The sequence below is a fragment of the Thalassolituus sp. genome (assembly GCF_984348125.1).
The window spans coordinates 1-15,824 of the sequence record NZ_CFHJLR010000034.1 but is presented as its reverse complement, the minus strand read 5'-3'; the positions used below and the strand labels follow the sequence as shown (position 1 = coordinate 15,824).

Annotated in this window: 11 protein-coding genes and 1 tRNA gene; all 12 read right to left on the bottom strand. The window is 51.5% G+C overall.

The window, feature by feature from the left end:
* Nucleotides 1-81 precede the first annotated feature (81 nt).
* Entirely contained in the window at nucleotides 82-2,175 is a 2,094-nt protein-coding gene (fusA, locus tag AC5E51_RS15910) for an elongation factor G (RefSeq protein WP_491778813.1), read from the bottom strand.
* A 294-nt stretch (nucleotides 2,176-2,469) separates the two neighbouring features.
* Nucleotides 2,470-2,940, bottom strand: a complete 471-nt coding sequence (gene rpsG, locus AC5E51_RS15905) for a 30S ribosomal protein S7 (RefSeq protein WP_068441893.1) — start codon at nucleotides 2,938-2,940, stop codon at nucleotides 2,470-2,472.
* Nucleotides 2,941-3,032: 92 nt separating this feature from the next.
* A complete protein-coding gene (gene rpsL / locus AC5E51_RS15900; protein WP_068441891.1) occupies nucleotides 3,033-3,407 on the bottom strand; it encodes a 30S ribosomal protein S12 in 375 nt (124 codons plus the stop codon).
* Nucleotides 3,408-3,521: 114 nt separating this feature from the next.
* Nucleotides 3,522-7,745, bottom strand: a complete 4,224-nt coding sequence (gene rpoC / locus AC5E51_RS15895; protein ID WP_301378166.1) for a DNA-directed RNA polymerase subunit beta' — start codon at nucleotides 7,743-7,745, stop codon at nucleotides 3,522-3,524.
* Between the two features lie 21 nt (nucleotides 7,746-7,766).
* Entirely contained in the window at nucleotides 7,767-11,840 is a 4,074-nt protein-coding gene (gene rpoB / locus AC5E51_RS15890) for a DNA-directed RNA polymerase subunit beta (RefSeq protein ID WP_297530287.1), read from the bottom strand.
* A 195-nt stretch (nucleotides 11,841-12,035) separates the two neighbouring features.
* Nucleotides 12,036-12,407, bottom strand: a complete 372-nt coding sequence (rplL, locus tag AC5E51_RS15885) for a 50S ribosomal protein L7/L12 (protein WP_068438673.1) — start codon at nucleotides 12,405-12,407, stop codon at nucleotides 12,036-12,038.
* Nucleotides 12,408-12,472: 65 nt separating this feature from the next.
* On the bottom strand, nucleotides 12,473-12,967 hold the full coding sequence (gene rplJ / locus AC5E51_RS15880; protein ID WP_068441869.1) for a 50S ribosomal protein L10: 495 nt from the start codon (nucleotides 12,965-12,967) through the stop codon (nucleotides 12,473-12,475).
* Nucleotides 12,968-13,164: 197 nt separating this feature from the next.
* The gene (rplA, locus tag AC5E51_RS15875; RefSeq protein ID WP_068435105.1) at nucleotides 13,165-13,860 is read right to left on the bottom strand and encodes a 50S ribosomal protein L1; all 696 of its coding nucleotides are present in this window, start codon (nucleotides 13,858-13,860) and stop codon (nucleotides 13,165-13,167) included.
* Nucleotides 13,860-14,294 carry a 50S ribosomal protein L11 gene (rplK, locus tag AC5E51_RS15870; protein WP_068441867.1) on the bottom strand — a complete coding sequence of 145 codons (435 nt, stop codon included), beginning with the start codon at nucleotides 14,292-14,294 and terminating at the stop codon, nucleotides 13,860-13,862. The genes rplA and rplK overlap by 1 nt, the downstream gene beginning before the upstream one ends.
* A 93-nt stretch (nucleotides 14,295-14,387) precedes the next feature.
* Nucleotides 14,388-14,924: a transcription termination/antitermination protein NusG gene (nusG, locus tag AC5E51_RS15865; RefSeq protein ID WP_068436411.1), complete on the bottom strand. Its 537-nt coding sequence runs from the start codon at nucleotides 14,922-14,924 to the stop codon at nucleotides 14,388-14,390.
* A gap of 10 nt (nucleotides 14,925-14,934) precedes the next feature.
* Nucleotides 14,935-15,321, bottom strand: a complete 387-nt coding sequence (secE, locus tag AC5E51_RS15860) for a preprotein translocase subunit SecE (RefSeq protein WP_068436413.1) — start codon at nucleotides 15,319-15,321, stop codon at nucleotides 14,935-14,937.
* Between the two features lie 51 nt (nucleotides 15,322-15,372).
* A tRNA-Trp gene (locus tag AC5E51_RS15855) sits at nucleotides 15,373-15,448 on the bottom strand.
* Nucleotides 15,449-15,824: the final 376 nt, after the last annotated feature.

The window sequence follows — 15,824 nt, the reverse complement described above, 5'->3', positions numbered from 1 at the left end:
CGATAGTACCCACGTTTACGTGGGGTTTGGAACGTTCAAACGTTTCCTTAGCCATGAGAATACCTCATCAAATGTCAGTAATTAAAATCTGTTAATAATTGCATCGGCCACGTTTGATGGCGCTTCCGCATATTTCTCAAATTCCATGGAATAGGTCGCCCGCCCCTGGCTTGCAGAGCGCAGATCGGTGGCATAACCGAACATCTCTGCCAGCGGTACGGACGCATTCACCACCTTACCGGACGGTGTATCTTCCATTCCTGAAATCATGCCGCGGCGACGGTTAAGGTCGCCAACAACGTCACCCATGTAGTCTTCAGGGGTAACAACTTCAACCTTCATCATCGGCTCGAGCAGTACTGCATCGCCTTCCTGTGAAAGCTGCTTGGTTGCTTGTGACGCGGCAATTTTAAACGCCATCTCATTCGAGTCAACGTCATGGAAAGAGCCGTCATACAGTGTCGCCTTCAGACCCAGCAATGGGTAGCCAGCAAGAACACCGTTTTTCATCTGCTCTTCAATACCTTTTTCAACCGATGGAATGTATTCGCGCGGAATCACACCACCAGTAATCTCGTTAACGAACTCGAGTCCTTCTTCTTCGCTCGGCTCAAAGCGGATAACCACGTGACCGTATTGGCCACGACCGCCGGATTGCTTCGCAAACTTATTGTTAATCTCAACAGTACGGGTAATTTTCTCGCGATAAGCCACCTGAGGCTTACCTACATTACACTCGACTTTAAATTCCCGCTTCATGCGATCGACAATAATGTCGAGGTGGAGTTCACCCATACCTGAGATAATGGTCTGACCTGACTCTTCGTCAGTCTCGACGCGGAACGACGGATCTTCCTGCGCCAGCTTACCCAGAGCTACGCCCATCTTCTCCTGGTCGGCCTGGGACTTAGGCTCTACCGCCACCGAGATAACCGGGTCCGGGAACTCCATGCGCTCAAGCGTAATAATGTCTTTCTGGTCGCAGAGCGTGTCACCCGTGGTGACGTCTTTCAGACCGATCAGTGCGACGATATCACCCGCGCGAACTTCCTTCAGCTCTTCACGGGAGTTGGCGTGCATCTGAACCATACGACCAACGCGCTCACGTTTGGCTTTCACTGAATTCAGCACGGCGTCGCCAGAGTTCAGCACTCCAGAGTACACGCGGACGAACGTCAGAGTACCAACGAAGGGGTCTGTCGCGATTTTAAAAGCAAGCGCCGCAAACGGCTCATCATCAGAGGAGTGACGAACGCCGACAGACTCGTCTTTATCGTCAAGAATACCTTCAATCGCTTTCACTTCGGTTGGCGAAGGCAGATATTCAATAACCGCATCCAGAACAGCCTGTACGCCTTTATTTTTGAAAGCAGAACCACAGGTCACGAGAACAATCTCGTTTGCCAGTGTGCGCTGGCGCAGAGCCGCTTTAATCTCTTCCTCGGAAAGCGTTTCACCTTCGAGGTATTTGTCCATCAGTTCTTCAGAAGCTTCCGCGGCCGCTTCAATCAGTTTTTCGCGCCACTCTTCGGCTGTATCAAGCAGATCCGCTGGAATGTCTTCGTAGGTGAAGGTCAACCCCTGATCGGCCTCATTCCACATCACAGCCTTCATTTTGATCAGATCGACGACACCTTTGAAATCATCTTCAGCGCCGATATTGATCTGCAATGGCACAGGGGTCGCACCAAGACGAGCCTTCAATTGATTAACTACCATAAAGTAGTCAGCACCGGCACGATCCATCTTATTCACGAACACCATACGCGGCACTTCGTACTTATTTGCCTGACGCCATACGGTTTCAGTCTGAGGCTGCACACCCGACGATCCGCACAAAACCACGACAGCACCATCCAGAACACGGAGTGAACGTTCTACTTCAATGGTGAAGTCAACGTGCCCCGGGGTATCAATGATATTGATTCGGTGCTGGTCAAACTGCTGTGCCATACCGGCCCAGAAACAGGTCGTCGCAGCAGAGGTAATGGTAATACCACGCTCCTGCTCCTGCTCCATCCAGTCCATAGTAGCTGCACCGTCATGCACCTCACCAATTTTGTGAGACACACCCGTATAGAACAGCACTCGCTCAGTGGTGGTAGTTTTGCCCGCATCTACATGCGCACAGATACCAATATTACGATAGCGATCAATCGGCGTTGTACGTGCCACAGCTACACCTCAGTCTGGAACAGTGATGTCAGACATTAGATTAACGCCTGACATGAGATATTAAGGGCGCGAATCGTAATATAAGTAAACAGTGGCAGTCAATGACCCGGCCCTGCCCAGCCCTGCTTTCATGGGCATTAGGGAGCGCATTCGTATACCTGGAGATCGCACCGATGCGAGCCAACAACGAACTGGCAATACAAAGGAAATCAATCTGTTAGATTTCTGAAAAAGAGGAGAACCAAAGAGGGAGGAGATAAAGGCTGCGTTCGGACGAACACAGCCTTTGAGCGATCAGAAGCGGTAGTGAGAGAACGCTTTGTTCGCTTCGGCCATACGGTGAACGTCTTCACGTTTCTTAACCGCAGCACCTTTACCTTCGCAGGCTTCGATCATTTCGTTCGCCAGACGCTGAGCCATGGATTTTTCACCACGACCACGTGCAGCGTCAACCAACCAGCGCATAGCCAGTGCCTGACGACGAGCAGGACGAACTTCAACAGGCACCTGGTAAGTAGCACCACCTACACGGCGGCTCTTAACCTCAACCATAGGCTGGATAGCTTCCAGAGACTGTTCGAACATTTCGATTGGATCATTGCCGCTTTTAGAAGCAACAGTGTCCAGTGCGCCGTAGACGATTTTCTCGGCTACAGACTTCTTACCACTGATCATTACGTGGTTCATAAACTTCGCCAGAATAGTATTTCCAAACTTAGGATCTGGCAGAATCTCGCGTTTCGCAGCGACGCGTCTTCTTGGCATGATAAGCCCTCTTTAGGTCTTCAGGTCAGCCTGTGCACTTAACGTTATCGAAAAATGGCACAGCCTTACTCTTATCCAATGTCTTAAAGGTATTAACCCTTAGGACGCTTAGCACCGTACTTAGAACGGCCCTGTTTACGGTTAGCAACACCAGAAGTATCCAGTGAACCGCGAACAGTGTGATAACGAACACCCGGCAAGTCTTTTACACGACCGCCACGGATCAGAACAACGCTGTGCTCCTGAAGGTTGTGACCTTCACCGCCGATGTATGAGGTAACTTCGAAACCATTCGTCAGGCGTACACGGCAAACTTTACGCAGTGCCGAGTTAGGCTTTTTCGGGGTAGTTGTGTACACACGAGTACAAACACCACGACGCTGAGGACATGCCTGCAGAGCAGGTACGTCGCTCTTAGCGACCTTACGCTTACGAGGCTTACGAACCAGCTGATTGATTGTAGCCATTAAGCAAACTCCAGTTATTACATTTCACGTGTGCAGACATCCGCACACAATAAAAGGGGCCGGAAGGATACTCCCCCCAGCCCCTTTCGTCAAGCGCTGATGCTGACGTTAGTCTTACTTATCGCTGAATGCTTCGCTCAGTTTCGCTTCCATATCTTCAGCAGATACGGTCAACGATTCTGGCATCGCCTTCATACGATCATCTTCACGGCTCTGACGCTTACGCTTACGTTCTTCGTGATACGTAAGACCAGTACCCGCCGGGATCAGACGACCAACAACCACGTTCTCTTTCAGGCCGCGCAGGGTGTCCATCTTACCGGTAACTGCACCTTCGGTGAGTACACGCGTGGTTTCCTGGAAGGAAGCCGCAGAAATGAACGACTCGGTTGCCAGAGACGCTTTGGTAATACCCAGCAGAACGCGCTCACCTTTCGCAGCAATCTTACCTGCCGCATCCAGCTTCTCGTTCTCTTCCAGGAAGTTGGTGTATTCAACCTGATCACCTGGAATGAAGTTACTGTCGCCGTTTTCACCAATGATGACTTTACGCAGCATCTGACGAACGATTACTTCGATGTGCTTATCATCGATGCCTACACCCTGCAGACGGTAAACTTCCTGCACTTCGTTGGTGATGTACATCGCCAGATGGCCAACACCTTTCAGACGCAGAATGTCATGCGGGTTGAACGGACCATCAGAGATAACTTCACCTTTCTCAACCTGTTCACCTTCGAACACGTTGAGGTGACGCCACTTAGGAATCAGCTCTTCATAGTGATCACCGCCGTCGTTCGGCGTAATAACCAGACGCTTCTTACCTTTAGTCTCTTTACCGAAGCTCACGGTACCAGAGATTTCTGCAAGGATTGCAGGCTCTTTTGGCTTACGTGCTTCGAACAGGTCAGCAACTCGTGGCAGACCACCGGTAATGTCTTTGTTACCTGACGTCTCCTGCGGGATACGTGCGATTACGTCACCCACAGTCACGATCGCACCGTTCTCCTGAGAAACCAGTGCGTTGGCTGGCAGCAGGTACTGAGCCGGTGCATTGGTACCTGGCAGGTGAACGTCGTTACCTTTTTCGTCAACCAGCTTAACCATCGGACGGATATCTTTACCGGCCGCTGGACGATCTTTAGGATCGATAACTTCGATACTGGACAGACCCGTCAGTTCGTCAGTTGTACGGTTGATGGTAATACCTTCTTCCATACCGACAAATTCGATCTTACCGGCCACTTCAGTCACGATTGGGTGAGTGTGTGGATCCCAGCTAGCGACCTTCTGGCCAGCTTCTACCAGCTCGCCGTCTTTCACACTGATCACAGCACCGTAAGGAAGCTTGTACAGCTCACGCTCACGGCCATGGTCGTCTGCCAGAGCAATCGAACCAGAACGGGAAACAGCAACCAGATCGCCGTTTTCACGCGTTACAGTCTTCATGTTGTGCAGGCGAACTTTACCAGCGTTCTTAACCTGTACGCTGTCGGCAGCAGAAGAACGGGATGCCGCACCACCAATGTGGAACGTACGCATCGTCAGCTGTGTACCCGGCTCACCGATGGACTGTGCAGCGATAACGCCCACTGCTTCACCCACGTTCACCTGGTGACCGCGACCAAGGTCACGACCATAACAAGCTGAACAGATACCTACGCGGCTGTCACAGGTAATCGCGGAGCGAACGATCACTTCGTCGATACCTTCGCCTTCGATCTTGTGAACCCAGGCTTCGTCGATCAGGGTACCAGCCGGAACTACTACGTCGCCTTCAGAGCCAGGCTTGTATACGTCGGTCGCGACAACACGACCAAGGATACGATCACCCAGACCAACCACAACGTCACCGCCTTCAATCAGCGGAGTCATGACCAGACCTTCTTCGGTGCCACAGTCACGCTCCGTCACAACCAGATCCTGCGCGACGTCTACCAGACGACGGGTCAGGTAACCGGAGTTCGCTGTTTTAAGTGCGGTATCCGCCAGACCTTTACGAGCACCGTGAGTCGAGGTGAAGTACTGAAGTACGTTCAGACCTTCACGGAAATTCGCCACAATCGGCGTCTCGATGATGGAGCCATCCGGCTTCGCCATCAGACCACGCATACCCGCCAGCTGACGGATCTGAGCCGGGCTACCACGAGCCCCTGAGTCGGCCATCATGTAGACTGAGTTGAAGGATTCCTGCTCAACCTCGTTACCTTCGCGGTCGATCACGCCTTCTTTACCCAGGTTATCCATCATCGCCTTCGCTACCAGTTCGTTAGCGCGGGACCAGATGTCGATCACCTTGTTGTATTTCTCACCGTGCGTCACGAGACCGGAAGCAAACTGGCTTTCGATTTCTTTTACTTCTGCATCAGCGTTTTCAATGATTTCGGCTTTTTCGTCCGGAATCACGAAGTCATTCACACCGATAGATGAGCCAGAACGGGTTGCGAACTGGAAGCCGGTGTACATGATCTGGTCAGCAAAGATAACGGTATCTTTCAGACCCACGCGACGGTATGCCGTGTTGATCAGGTTAGAAATCGCTTTCTTCTTCATCGGCTGGTTAACCAGCTCGAATGGCAGACCTTTCGGTACGATGCGGAACAGCAGCGCTCGGCCGATCGTGGTGTCGATCAGGCTGGTGCGAGTTTCGCTGTTGCCTTCGAGGTCGATGCTGGTTTCAGTGATACGTACTTTCACCTTCGCCTGAAGATGTACGTTACCACCGTAGTAAGCACGGCTGACTTCGTCGAGATCAGCGAACACCATACCTTCACCCAGTGCGTTTACACGCTCACGGGTCATCCAGTACAGACCGAGTACAACGTCCTGCGACGGTACGATGATTGGCTCACCGTTCGCTGGAGACAGTACGTTGTTGGTGGCCATCATCAGGGCACGGGCTTCAAGCTGTGCTTCCAGGGTCAGCGGTACGTGTACCGCCATCTGGTCACCATCGAAGTCAGCGTTGTATGCCGCACATACCAGAGGGTGCAGTTGAATCGCTTTACCTTCAATCAGCTGTGGCTCGAACGCCTGGATACCAAGACGGTGAAGTGTTGGTGCACGGTTCAGCATCACTGGGTGCTCACGGATAACTTCCGCAAGGATGTCCCATACTTCTGGGGTTTCGCGCTCAACCATTTTCTTCGCAGCTTTAATGGTTGTCGCCAGACCACGGTGCTCCAGCTTGGAGAAGATGAACGGCTTGAACAGTTCCAGAGCCATCTTCTTCGGCAGACCACACTCGTGCAGACGCAGCTGAGGACCTACGGTAATTACCGAACGGCCAGAGTAGTCAACACGCTTACCGAGCAGGTTCTGACGGAAACGACCCTGCTTACCTTTAATCATGTCAGCAAGCGACTTCAGTGGACGCTTGTTAGAACCAGTGATCGCACGACCGCGACGACCGTTATCCAGCAGGGCGTCAACAGACTCCTGCAGCATACGTTTCTCGTTGCGTACAATGATGTCTGGTGCGCTCAGCTCGAGCAGGCGCTTCAGACGGTTGTTACGGTTGATCACACGACGGTATAGATCGTTCAGGTCAGAGGTCGCAAAGCGTCCACCGTCCAGTGGTACCAGTGGACGCAGATCTGGCGGCAGAACCGGCAGAACTTCCATGATCATCCACTGAGGATCGTTACCTGAGTTGTGGAACGCCTCAAGGATCTTCAGACGCTTAGACAGCTTCTTGATCTTGGTCTCAGACGTCGTGCCAGGGATCTCATCACGCAGGCGCTGAACTTCTTCGCCCAGTTCGATCTGACCCAGCAGAGTCTGGATGGCTTCCGCACCCATTTTCGCGTCGAATTCGTCGCCAAATTCTTCAATCGCTTCGTAGTATTGCTCGTCGGTCAGCAGCTGACCTACGTCGAGCGTGGTCATGCCAGGCTCGGTCACTACGAATGATTCATAGTAAAGAATACGTTCGATGTCGCGCAGCGTCATATCCAGCATCAGACCGATACGGGATGGCAGCGACTTCAGGAACCAGATGTGTGCAACCGGAGAAGCCAGTTCGATGTGACCCATACGCTCACGACGAACTTTAGCCTGAGTTACCTCAACGCCACACTTCTCACAGATCACACCACGGTGCTTGAGACGCTTGTACTTACCGCACAGACATTCGTAGTCCTTAATAGGACCAAAGATGCGCGCACAGAACAGACCGTCACGTTCAGGCTTGAACGTACGGTAGTTAATGGTCTCTGGCTTTTTAACTTCACCAAAAGACCATGAACGAATCATTGCTGGAGAGGCGAGGCCAATACGGATCGCATCGAACTCATCAGCGTTGTTCTGGTTACGCAGAAAATTGACTAAGTCTTTCATAGTACTCTAGCTCCGCTCCGCTTATTCGTTTTCCAGTTCGATGTCGATACCCAGTGAGCGGATCTCTTTAACGAGTACGTTAAAGGATTCCGGCATACCGGCTTCCATACGGTGATCGCCGTCGACGATGTTTTTATACATCTTGGTACGACCCGCCACGTCATCCGACTTAACAGTGAGCATTTCCTGCAGGGTGTATGCTGCACCGTAAGCTTCCAGTGCCCACACTTCCATCTCACCGAAGCGCTGACCACCGAACTGAGCCTTACCGCCCAGAGGCTGCTGAGTAACGAGGCTGTAAGAACCGGTCGAACGAGCGTGCATCTTGTCGTCTACCAAGTGGTTCAGTTTCAGCATGTACATGTAACCGACGGTCACTGGACGATCGAAAGCATCACCTGTACGGCCATCGTACAGAGTCATCTGACCTGAATCCGGCAGATCTGCCAGACGCAGCAGACGCTTGATTTCGCTTTCTTTCGCACCGTCGAATGCAGGTGTTGCCATTGGTACACCAGCACGCAGGTTATCAGCCAGATGGAGAACCTCAGCATCGGAGAAGCTGTCGAGGTCTTCAATACGGCCGTCGCCACCGTTGTAGATTTCACCCAGCAGGCCACGCAGCTTGGCGATTTCCTGCTGCTCTTTGATCATACGATCGATCTTCTCACCCAGACCTTTAGCCGCAAGGCCAAGGTGGATTTCCATGATCTGACCGACGTTCATACGAGACGGTACACCCAGAGGGTTCAGTACGATATCAACCGGAGTACCGGTGCCATCGTAAGGCATATCTTCGATTGGTTTGATCGCTGAGATAACACCTTTGTTACCGTGACGACCTGCCATCTTATCGCCAGGCTGGATCTTACGTTTGATTGCAAGATACACCTTAACAATCTTCAGTACGCCCGGAGCCAGATCATCGCCAGTCTGCAGTTTGCGTTTCTTATCTTCGAAGCGCTCATCCAGAGCTTTCTGACGATCAACGATGTACTGCTCAGCACGCTCAATGGTTTCAGCCAGAGACTCATCCTGAGGAAGAATCTTGAACCACTGGTCTTCTGTCAGTTCAGCCAGATAGTCTGCGGTCAGGGTATCGCCCTTCTTCAGACCTGGAGCTGCATTAACTTTCTGACCTTCCAGAGCACGGGTCAGACGCTCAAAGGTAGCGCCCTTAACGATGCGCATCTCTTCTTTGAGGTCTTTACGGACTTCGCTGAGCTGCTCTTCTTCAATGTCTTTCGCACGCTGATCTTTTTCAACACCGTCACGGGTGAAGACCTGTACGTCAATTACGGTACCTGTGGTGCCGGTCTTAACGCGCAGAGACGTGTCTTTAACGTCAGACGCTTTTTCGCCGAAGATCGCACGCAGCAGCTTCTCTTCTGGCGTCAGCTGAGTTTCACCCTTAGGTGTTACCTTACCAACCAGAATGTCGCCCGGCTTAACTTCAGCACCGATGTAGACAATACCGCTCTCATCCAGCTTACCGAGAGCCGCTTCACCGACGTTTGGAATATCCGAAGTAATTTCTTCAGAACCCAGCTTGGTGTCACGCGCCACACAGGTCAGTTCCTGAATGTGGATAGTTGTCAGACGGTCTTCCTGAGCAACACGCTCAGACAGGAGGATCGAGTCCTCGAAGTTGTAACCGTTCCAAGGCATGAAGGCGATACGGAAGTTCTGACCCAGAGCCAGTTCACCCAGATCCACAGAAGGGCCATCAGCCATCACGTCGCCACGCTGAACAGTATCACCAGCGCGTACCAGCGGACGCTGGTTAATGCAGGTGTTCTGGTTCGAGCGGGTGTACTTAGTCAGGTTGTAGATATCTACACCTGCTTCACCAGCAACGGTTTCTTCGTCATTAACTTTTACAACCACACGAGATGCATCAACAGAGTCGATCACACCGCCGCGCTTAGCAACCACACATACACCAGAGTCCTGCGCTACCGCACGCTCAATACCGGTACCTACCAGAGGCTTCTCGGATTTGAGTGTCGGAACCGCCTGACGCTGCATGTTCGAACCCATCAATGCACGGTTAGCATCATCGTGCTCAAGGAACGGGATGAGTGACGCAGCAATCGATACAACCTGCTGTGGCGACACATCCATCAGCGTCACGTTATCCGGTGACATCATGGTGAATTCGTTTTTGTGACGTACAGAAATCAGATCACCCTGCAGACGACCTTCTTCGTCAGTTGGGACTGATGCCTGTGCAATCACGTAGTCTGACTCTTCAATCGCAGACACATAGATGATTTCGTCGGTAACAACACCGCCGTTCACCTTGCGATACGGAGTCTCCAGGAAGCCATACTCATTGGTACGTGCGTATGAAGACAGAGAGTTAATCAGACCAATGTTTGGACCTTCAGGCGTTTCAATAGGACATACGCGACCGTAGTGGGTCGCGTGAACGTCACGCACTTCGAAGCCTGCACGCTCACGGGTCAGACCGCCAGGGCCGAGAGCCGAGATACGACGCTTGTGAGTTACCTCAGACAGCGGGTTGTTCTGGTCCATAAACTGAGACAGTTGAGATGACCCGAAGAATTCTTTCACCGCTGCGCCAACTGGCTTAGCGTTGATCAGATCCTGTGGCATCAGGCCTTCAGATTCAGCCATAGACAGACGCTCACGCACGGCACGTTCAACACGAACAAGACCAACGCGGAACTGGTTTTCTGCCATTTCACCCACTGAACGGATACGACGGTTACCCAGGTGGTCAATGTCATCGACAACGCCCAGACCGTTACGGATATTGATCAGGGTCTTCAGGACCTCAACAATATCTTCTTTATCCAGAGTGCCAGCGCCCAGAATGTCTTCACGACCGATACGACGGTTGAACTTCATACGACCTACCGCAGACAGGTCATAGCGCTCATCAGTGAAGAACAGGTTTTCGAACAGAGCTTCTGCGCTTTCTTTGGTTGGCGGCTCGCCAGGACGCATCATGCGATAGATTTCGACCAGTGCTTCCAGAGCATTGCTGGTTGGATCAGTACGCAGAGTGTCAGAAATAAATGGACCGCAATCGAGTTCGTTGGTGTAAATCGTCTCGAACTCTGTGATTTTGGCTTCGCCCATTTTCTCGAGCATTTCGACAGTGATTTCGTCGTTCGCCGCGGCAACAACTTCACCGCTGCCTGCATCGACAAGGTCTTTCGCCAGAGATTTACCTGCAAGGAATTCAACCGGAACAACCAGTTCTTCAACGCCTGCTTTCTCGAGCTGACGGATATGACGCGCAGTAATACGGCGGGTTGCCTCAACGATGACGTTACCGTCGTTATCCATGATATCGAATGCAGCGGTTTCACCACGCAGACGCGACGGGATCAGCTTCAGCATCACGCCATCTTTGGTGATACGGTATTCGTCGTTGTCGTAGAAGGCTTCCAGGATATCCTGAGTATTGTAGCCAAGCGCGCGCAGCAGAATAGTTGCTGGCAGCTTACGGCGACGGTCGATACGCACGTATACCAGGTCCTTCGGATCGAATTCAAAGTCGAGCCATGAACCACGGTAAGGAATCACACGTGCGTTATACAGCAGCTTACCTGAGGAGTGGGTTTTACCCTTGTCGTGATCAAAGAACACACCCGGAGAACGGTGCAGCTGAGACACGATTACACGCTCGGTACCGTTGACAATAAAGGTACCGTTATCGGTCATCAGGGGCATTTCGCCCATGTAAACTTCTTGCTCTTTGATGTCTTTAATTGCTTTGGTCGCTGATTCTTTATCATAAATGATCAGACGAACCTTAACGCGCAGTGGTGCCGCATACGTAACACCACGGAGCATACATTCTTTCTCGTCAAACGTAGGTGTACCCAGGCGGTAGCTCACGTACTCGAGCGCTGCGTTCCCTGAGTAGCTGACGATCGGGAAAACAGATTTAAATGCCGCATGAAGGCCGACGTCGTGACGCGTATCTGCGTCGAGGCCTTCCTGCAGAAACTTGCGATATGAGTCAATCTGGATTGCCAGAAGGTAGGGCACATCCATCACGCTCGGTAATTTACCGAAATCCTTACGGATACGTTTTTTCTCAGTGTATGAGTAAGCCATCAGTGATCCCCGGACTGTTTCCTCGATTGGGCAGAAGTACCCGTGGCTCGAAGAGTTGCCTTGCTAAAAAACCCGACCAATGGGCCGGTTTTACTCACGTATTCCATAACGTGAAAAAGGCTGACGGGAATAAACCCGTCAGCCGATCATCATGCCGGGTCTGGCATGATGCCAAGCGAATCGCAGAAACTGCGATTACTTGATTTCAACAACTGCGCCAGCTGCTTCCAGAGTTTCTTTAGCCGCTTCCGCGTCTTCTTTAGAAACACCTTCTTTAACAGTTGCTGGAGCGCCGTCAACCATACCTTTAGCGTCTTTCAGACCCAGGCCAGTCAGTTCACGTACTGCTTTAATTACGTTAACTTTCTTGTCGCCAGCAGCAGACAGAATTACGTCGAATTCAGTCTGAGCTTCAGCTGCACCGCCAGCATCGCCAGCAGCAGGAGCTGCTGCAACTGCTGCTGCAGAAACGCCGAATTTCTCTTCCATCGCTTCAACCAGCTCAACAACGTCCATTACAGACATTTCAGCTACTGCATTGATGATATCTTCTTTTGTCAGTGACATGAGATTGATCCTAAATTGTATTGGGCTCTACGCCCGTAAAATCATTTGAAACCGCGCTGATTAAATCAGGCAGCATCCTGTTCTTTTTGCTCACGAAGCGCAGCAAGGGTACGTACCAGCTTGCCAGCAGAGGCTTCTTTCATGACGCTCATCAGTTTCGCGATTGCTTCGTCGTATGTCGGCAGAGTTGCCAGCATATCAACGGAAACCACGTCACCGCCAAAGGCACCGGTCTTCAGTTCAAAAGCTTCGTTTTCTTTAGCGAAGTTTTTGAAGATACGAGCTGCAGCACCTGGGTGTTCTTTAGAGAACGCGATCAGGCTTGGGCCAACCAGAGATTCGGTCAGACACTCGTATTCAGTACCTTCAACTGCACGGCGTGCCAGAGTGTTACGGACGACTTTCATCCATACACCGGCTTCACGTGCTTCTTTACGGAGAGCGGTCATGGCTGCCACAGTAACGCCGCGGGAATCCGCAACAACTGCCGACAGAGCACCATCAGCTGCTTCCTGGACTTCGGCGACAATCGCCTTCTTATCTTCGAGTCCTAAGGCCACGATTAACTCCTAAAAGTTGAGTTAGGCTCTATTGAGCCATCCCGTGTGACAATTCAGTATTCTGAACGGGGTCACACACTATCTACGCAGGTACAATTAAGCGGCGGAGTGCAAAGCAAACCACCGCGCCTGCGGTCTTTGACAGCTGCCGCTGCAATACAGGATCACAGCGACAACCCCAAAGATGGTTGTGCTGATCAGAATTCCAGTGAGGAATGATCAACCACCAGGCCAGGACCCATGGTAGTGCTCAGTGTCACTTTCTTCATGTAGACACCTTTCGCCTGGCTTGGCTTAGCTTTCTTCAGATCCGCCAGCAGAGAGGTCAGGTTTTCTTTCAGTGCTTCTGCAGTGAAATCTGCCTTACCGATGGTCGTGTGGATGATACCGTTCTTATCGTTACGGTAACGAACCTGACCCGCTTTAGCGTTTTTAACAGCGGTAGCAACGTCTGGAGTCACAGTACCAACCTTAGGGTTTGGCATCAGACCACGTGGACCCAGAACCTGACCCAGCTGACCAACAACGCGCATTGCATCCGGAGAAGCAATAACAACGTCAAATGCCAGGTCGCCGCCTTTCATTTTCTCTGCCAGATCTTCCATACCCACTTCATCAGCGCCTGCCTCTTTAGCAACGTCAGCGTTAGCACCCTGAGTGAACACAGCAACACGCATAGTCTTACCAGTGCCGTTTGGCAGTACAGTAGAGCTACGTACGTTCTGATCTGATTTACGAGCGTCGATGCCGAGGTTAACGGCAACATCAACAGACTCTTTAAACTTTGCACCCGGCAGAGAAGCCAGCAGTTCAACCGCTTCTTCTACTGAGTAAACTTTGCCGAGTTCTACTTTCTCAGCGATCGCCTTCTGGCGCTTAGTCAGCTTAGCCATTACTCAACTCCTTCCACGTTCAGACCCATAGCGCGGGCAGAGCCAGCGATCGTACGTACCGCTGCATCCATATCGGCTGCAGTCAGATCCGGTGCTTTTGCAGTGGCGATTTCTTCCAGCTGCGCACGGGTAACGGTACCCACTTTTTCTGTGTTTGGACGTGAAGAACCACTGGTAATGCCAGCCGCTTTCTTCAGCAGGTAAGACGCAGGTGGCGTCTTCATTTCAAAAGTGAAGCTACGGTCGTTGTACGCAGTAATAACTACTGGAACCGGTGCGCCAGCTTCCAGGTGTTGAGTCTGTGCATTGAACGCTTTACAGAATTCCATGATGTTCAGACCCATCTGACCCAGTGCAGGACCAACCGGTGGACTTGGGTTAGCTTTACCAGCGCCAACCTGCAGCTTGATATAGCCTTCTACTTTCTTAGCCATGTGCTTTTCTCCTAGTGGGTATTAACGCCAAAAAGTGGCAGACGCTTACGCATCGGCCACTGGCTCCCCGCCCCTGAGGGCATTAATTTTCGCTTACGCGGACTTTTCGACCTGAGTGAACTCAAGCTCAACCGGCGTAGAGCGACCAAAAATTGTTACTGCCACCTGCAGACGGGACTTCTCGTAATCAACGGTTTCAACCACACCGTTAAAGTCTGCAAACGGGCCATCAATAACACGAACTACTTCACCAGGTTCGTAGATGGTTTTATGCGTAGGCTTGTCAGCACCATCCTGAACACGCTGCAGGATTGCATCAGCTTCTTTTTTACTGATCGGTGCTGGCTTATCTGCGGTACCGCCGATAAAACCCATTACCCGAGGAGTCTGATTAACCAGATGCCATGAATCGTCATCCATATCCATCTCAACCAGCACATAACCCGGATAGAACTTGCGTTCGCTTTTACGCTTTTTGCCGTCGCGAACTTCGACGACTTCTTCGGTAGGAACAAGAACCTCACCGAACTTATCCTGCATATTGTGCAACTCGATGCGCTCTTTCAGCTGAGTCTGAACACGCTTCTCGTAACCAGAGTAAGCATGCACAACGTACCAACGCATAGTCATATTCTGTTCCTCAACCTACGATCAGTTTAACGATTGAGCTCAAACCCATATCGAGCAAATACAGAAACAGACCAACGAGGAAAACAACCGCCACCACAATCATCGTGGTCTGACGAGTCTCAACTGGCGTTGGCCAGACTACTTTGCGACGCTCTTTGTTTGCTTCTTTCAGCAGCACCAGGAAGTTTGAACCCTGGGTCGTCGTAAGTGCAGCACCTGCAGCCAGCAACATGAAGGCCACAACGATCAGTACGCGATAGAGCGTACCCATTTCCACACCGACGCTCTGATAAAAGGCGTCACTCGCACCTGCTACCGCACCGGCAAACAGAACAAGAGCAACCAACCACTTAACTGCATCAAACATCGAACCGCTTGCTTTACTTTCGGTACTCATACCATTCCCTAAAAGCCAAAAATGGCAGCCGAAGCTGCCATCTTGAAATTTTGGCAGGCCAGGAGGGACTCGAACCCCCAACTTTCGGTTTTGGAGACCGACGCTCTACCAATTGAACTACTGGCCTATGACTCTCAATCAGGGCGGCGTAAGTTACAGCAACCCCACCAACTAATCAACCCCTAACACATTGATAAATTGGATTTATTTGCTATCAAAAGACAGCAGCCGGAAAACCGACTAAAAAAACGCCCAGCCAACGTGGGCGCTTTTTAATTTCAGGAGCGAAACATCTTCGCGAACACTGTATCAAACGATACAGGCTCAGGGATAAGATCCCCTCCTACACTACACAGACAGATTATTGCTTCGGGCGTCCTGCCCTTCACCCCTCACAAAACGAAGGGGGCCAGCCTCCGGCTGTCATAATTCGCTCCCAGCGAATTATTCAATAATCTTGGCTACAACGCCGGCGCCTACAGTACGACCGCCTTCACGGATCG

Excerpts from the sequence above, each read along its gene's own strand:
- rpsG (WP_068441893.1), bottom strand. The coding sequence starts at position 2,940 with ATGCCAAGAAGACGCGTCGCTGCGAAACGCGAGATTCTGCCAGATCCT.
- rpsL (WP_068441891.1), bottom strand. The coding sequence starts at position 3,407 with ATGGCTACAATCAATCAGCTGGTTCGTAAGCCTCGTAAGCGTAAGGTC.
- rpoC (WP_301378166.1), bottom strand. The coding sequence starts at position 7,745 with ATGAAAGACTTAGTCAATTTTCTGCGTAACCAGAACAACGCTGATGAG.
- rpoB (WP_297530287.1), bottom strand. The coding sequence starts at position 11,840 with ATGGCTTACTCATACACTGAGAAAAAACGTATCCGTAAGGATTTCGGT.
- rplL (WP_068438673.1), bottom strand. The coding sequence starts at position 12,407 with ATGTCACTGACAAAAGAAGATATCATCAATGCAGTAGCTGAAATGTCT.
- rplA (WP_068435105.1), bottom strand. The coding sequence starts at position 13,860 with ATGGCTAAGCTGACTAAGCGCCAGAAGGCGATCGCTGAGAAAGTAGAA.
- rplK (WP_068441867.1), bottom strand. The coding sequence starts at position 14,294 with ATGGCTAAGAAAGTAGAAGGCTATATCAAGCTGCAGGTTGGCGCTGGT.
- nusG (WP_068436411.1), bottom strand. The coding sequence starts at position 14,924 with ATGACTATGCGTTGGTACGTTGTGCATGCTTACTCTGGTTACGAGAAG.
- secE (WP_068436413.1), bottom strand. The coding sequence starts at position 15,321 with ATGAGTACCGAAAGTAAAGCAAGCGGTTCGATGTTTGATGCAGTTAAG.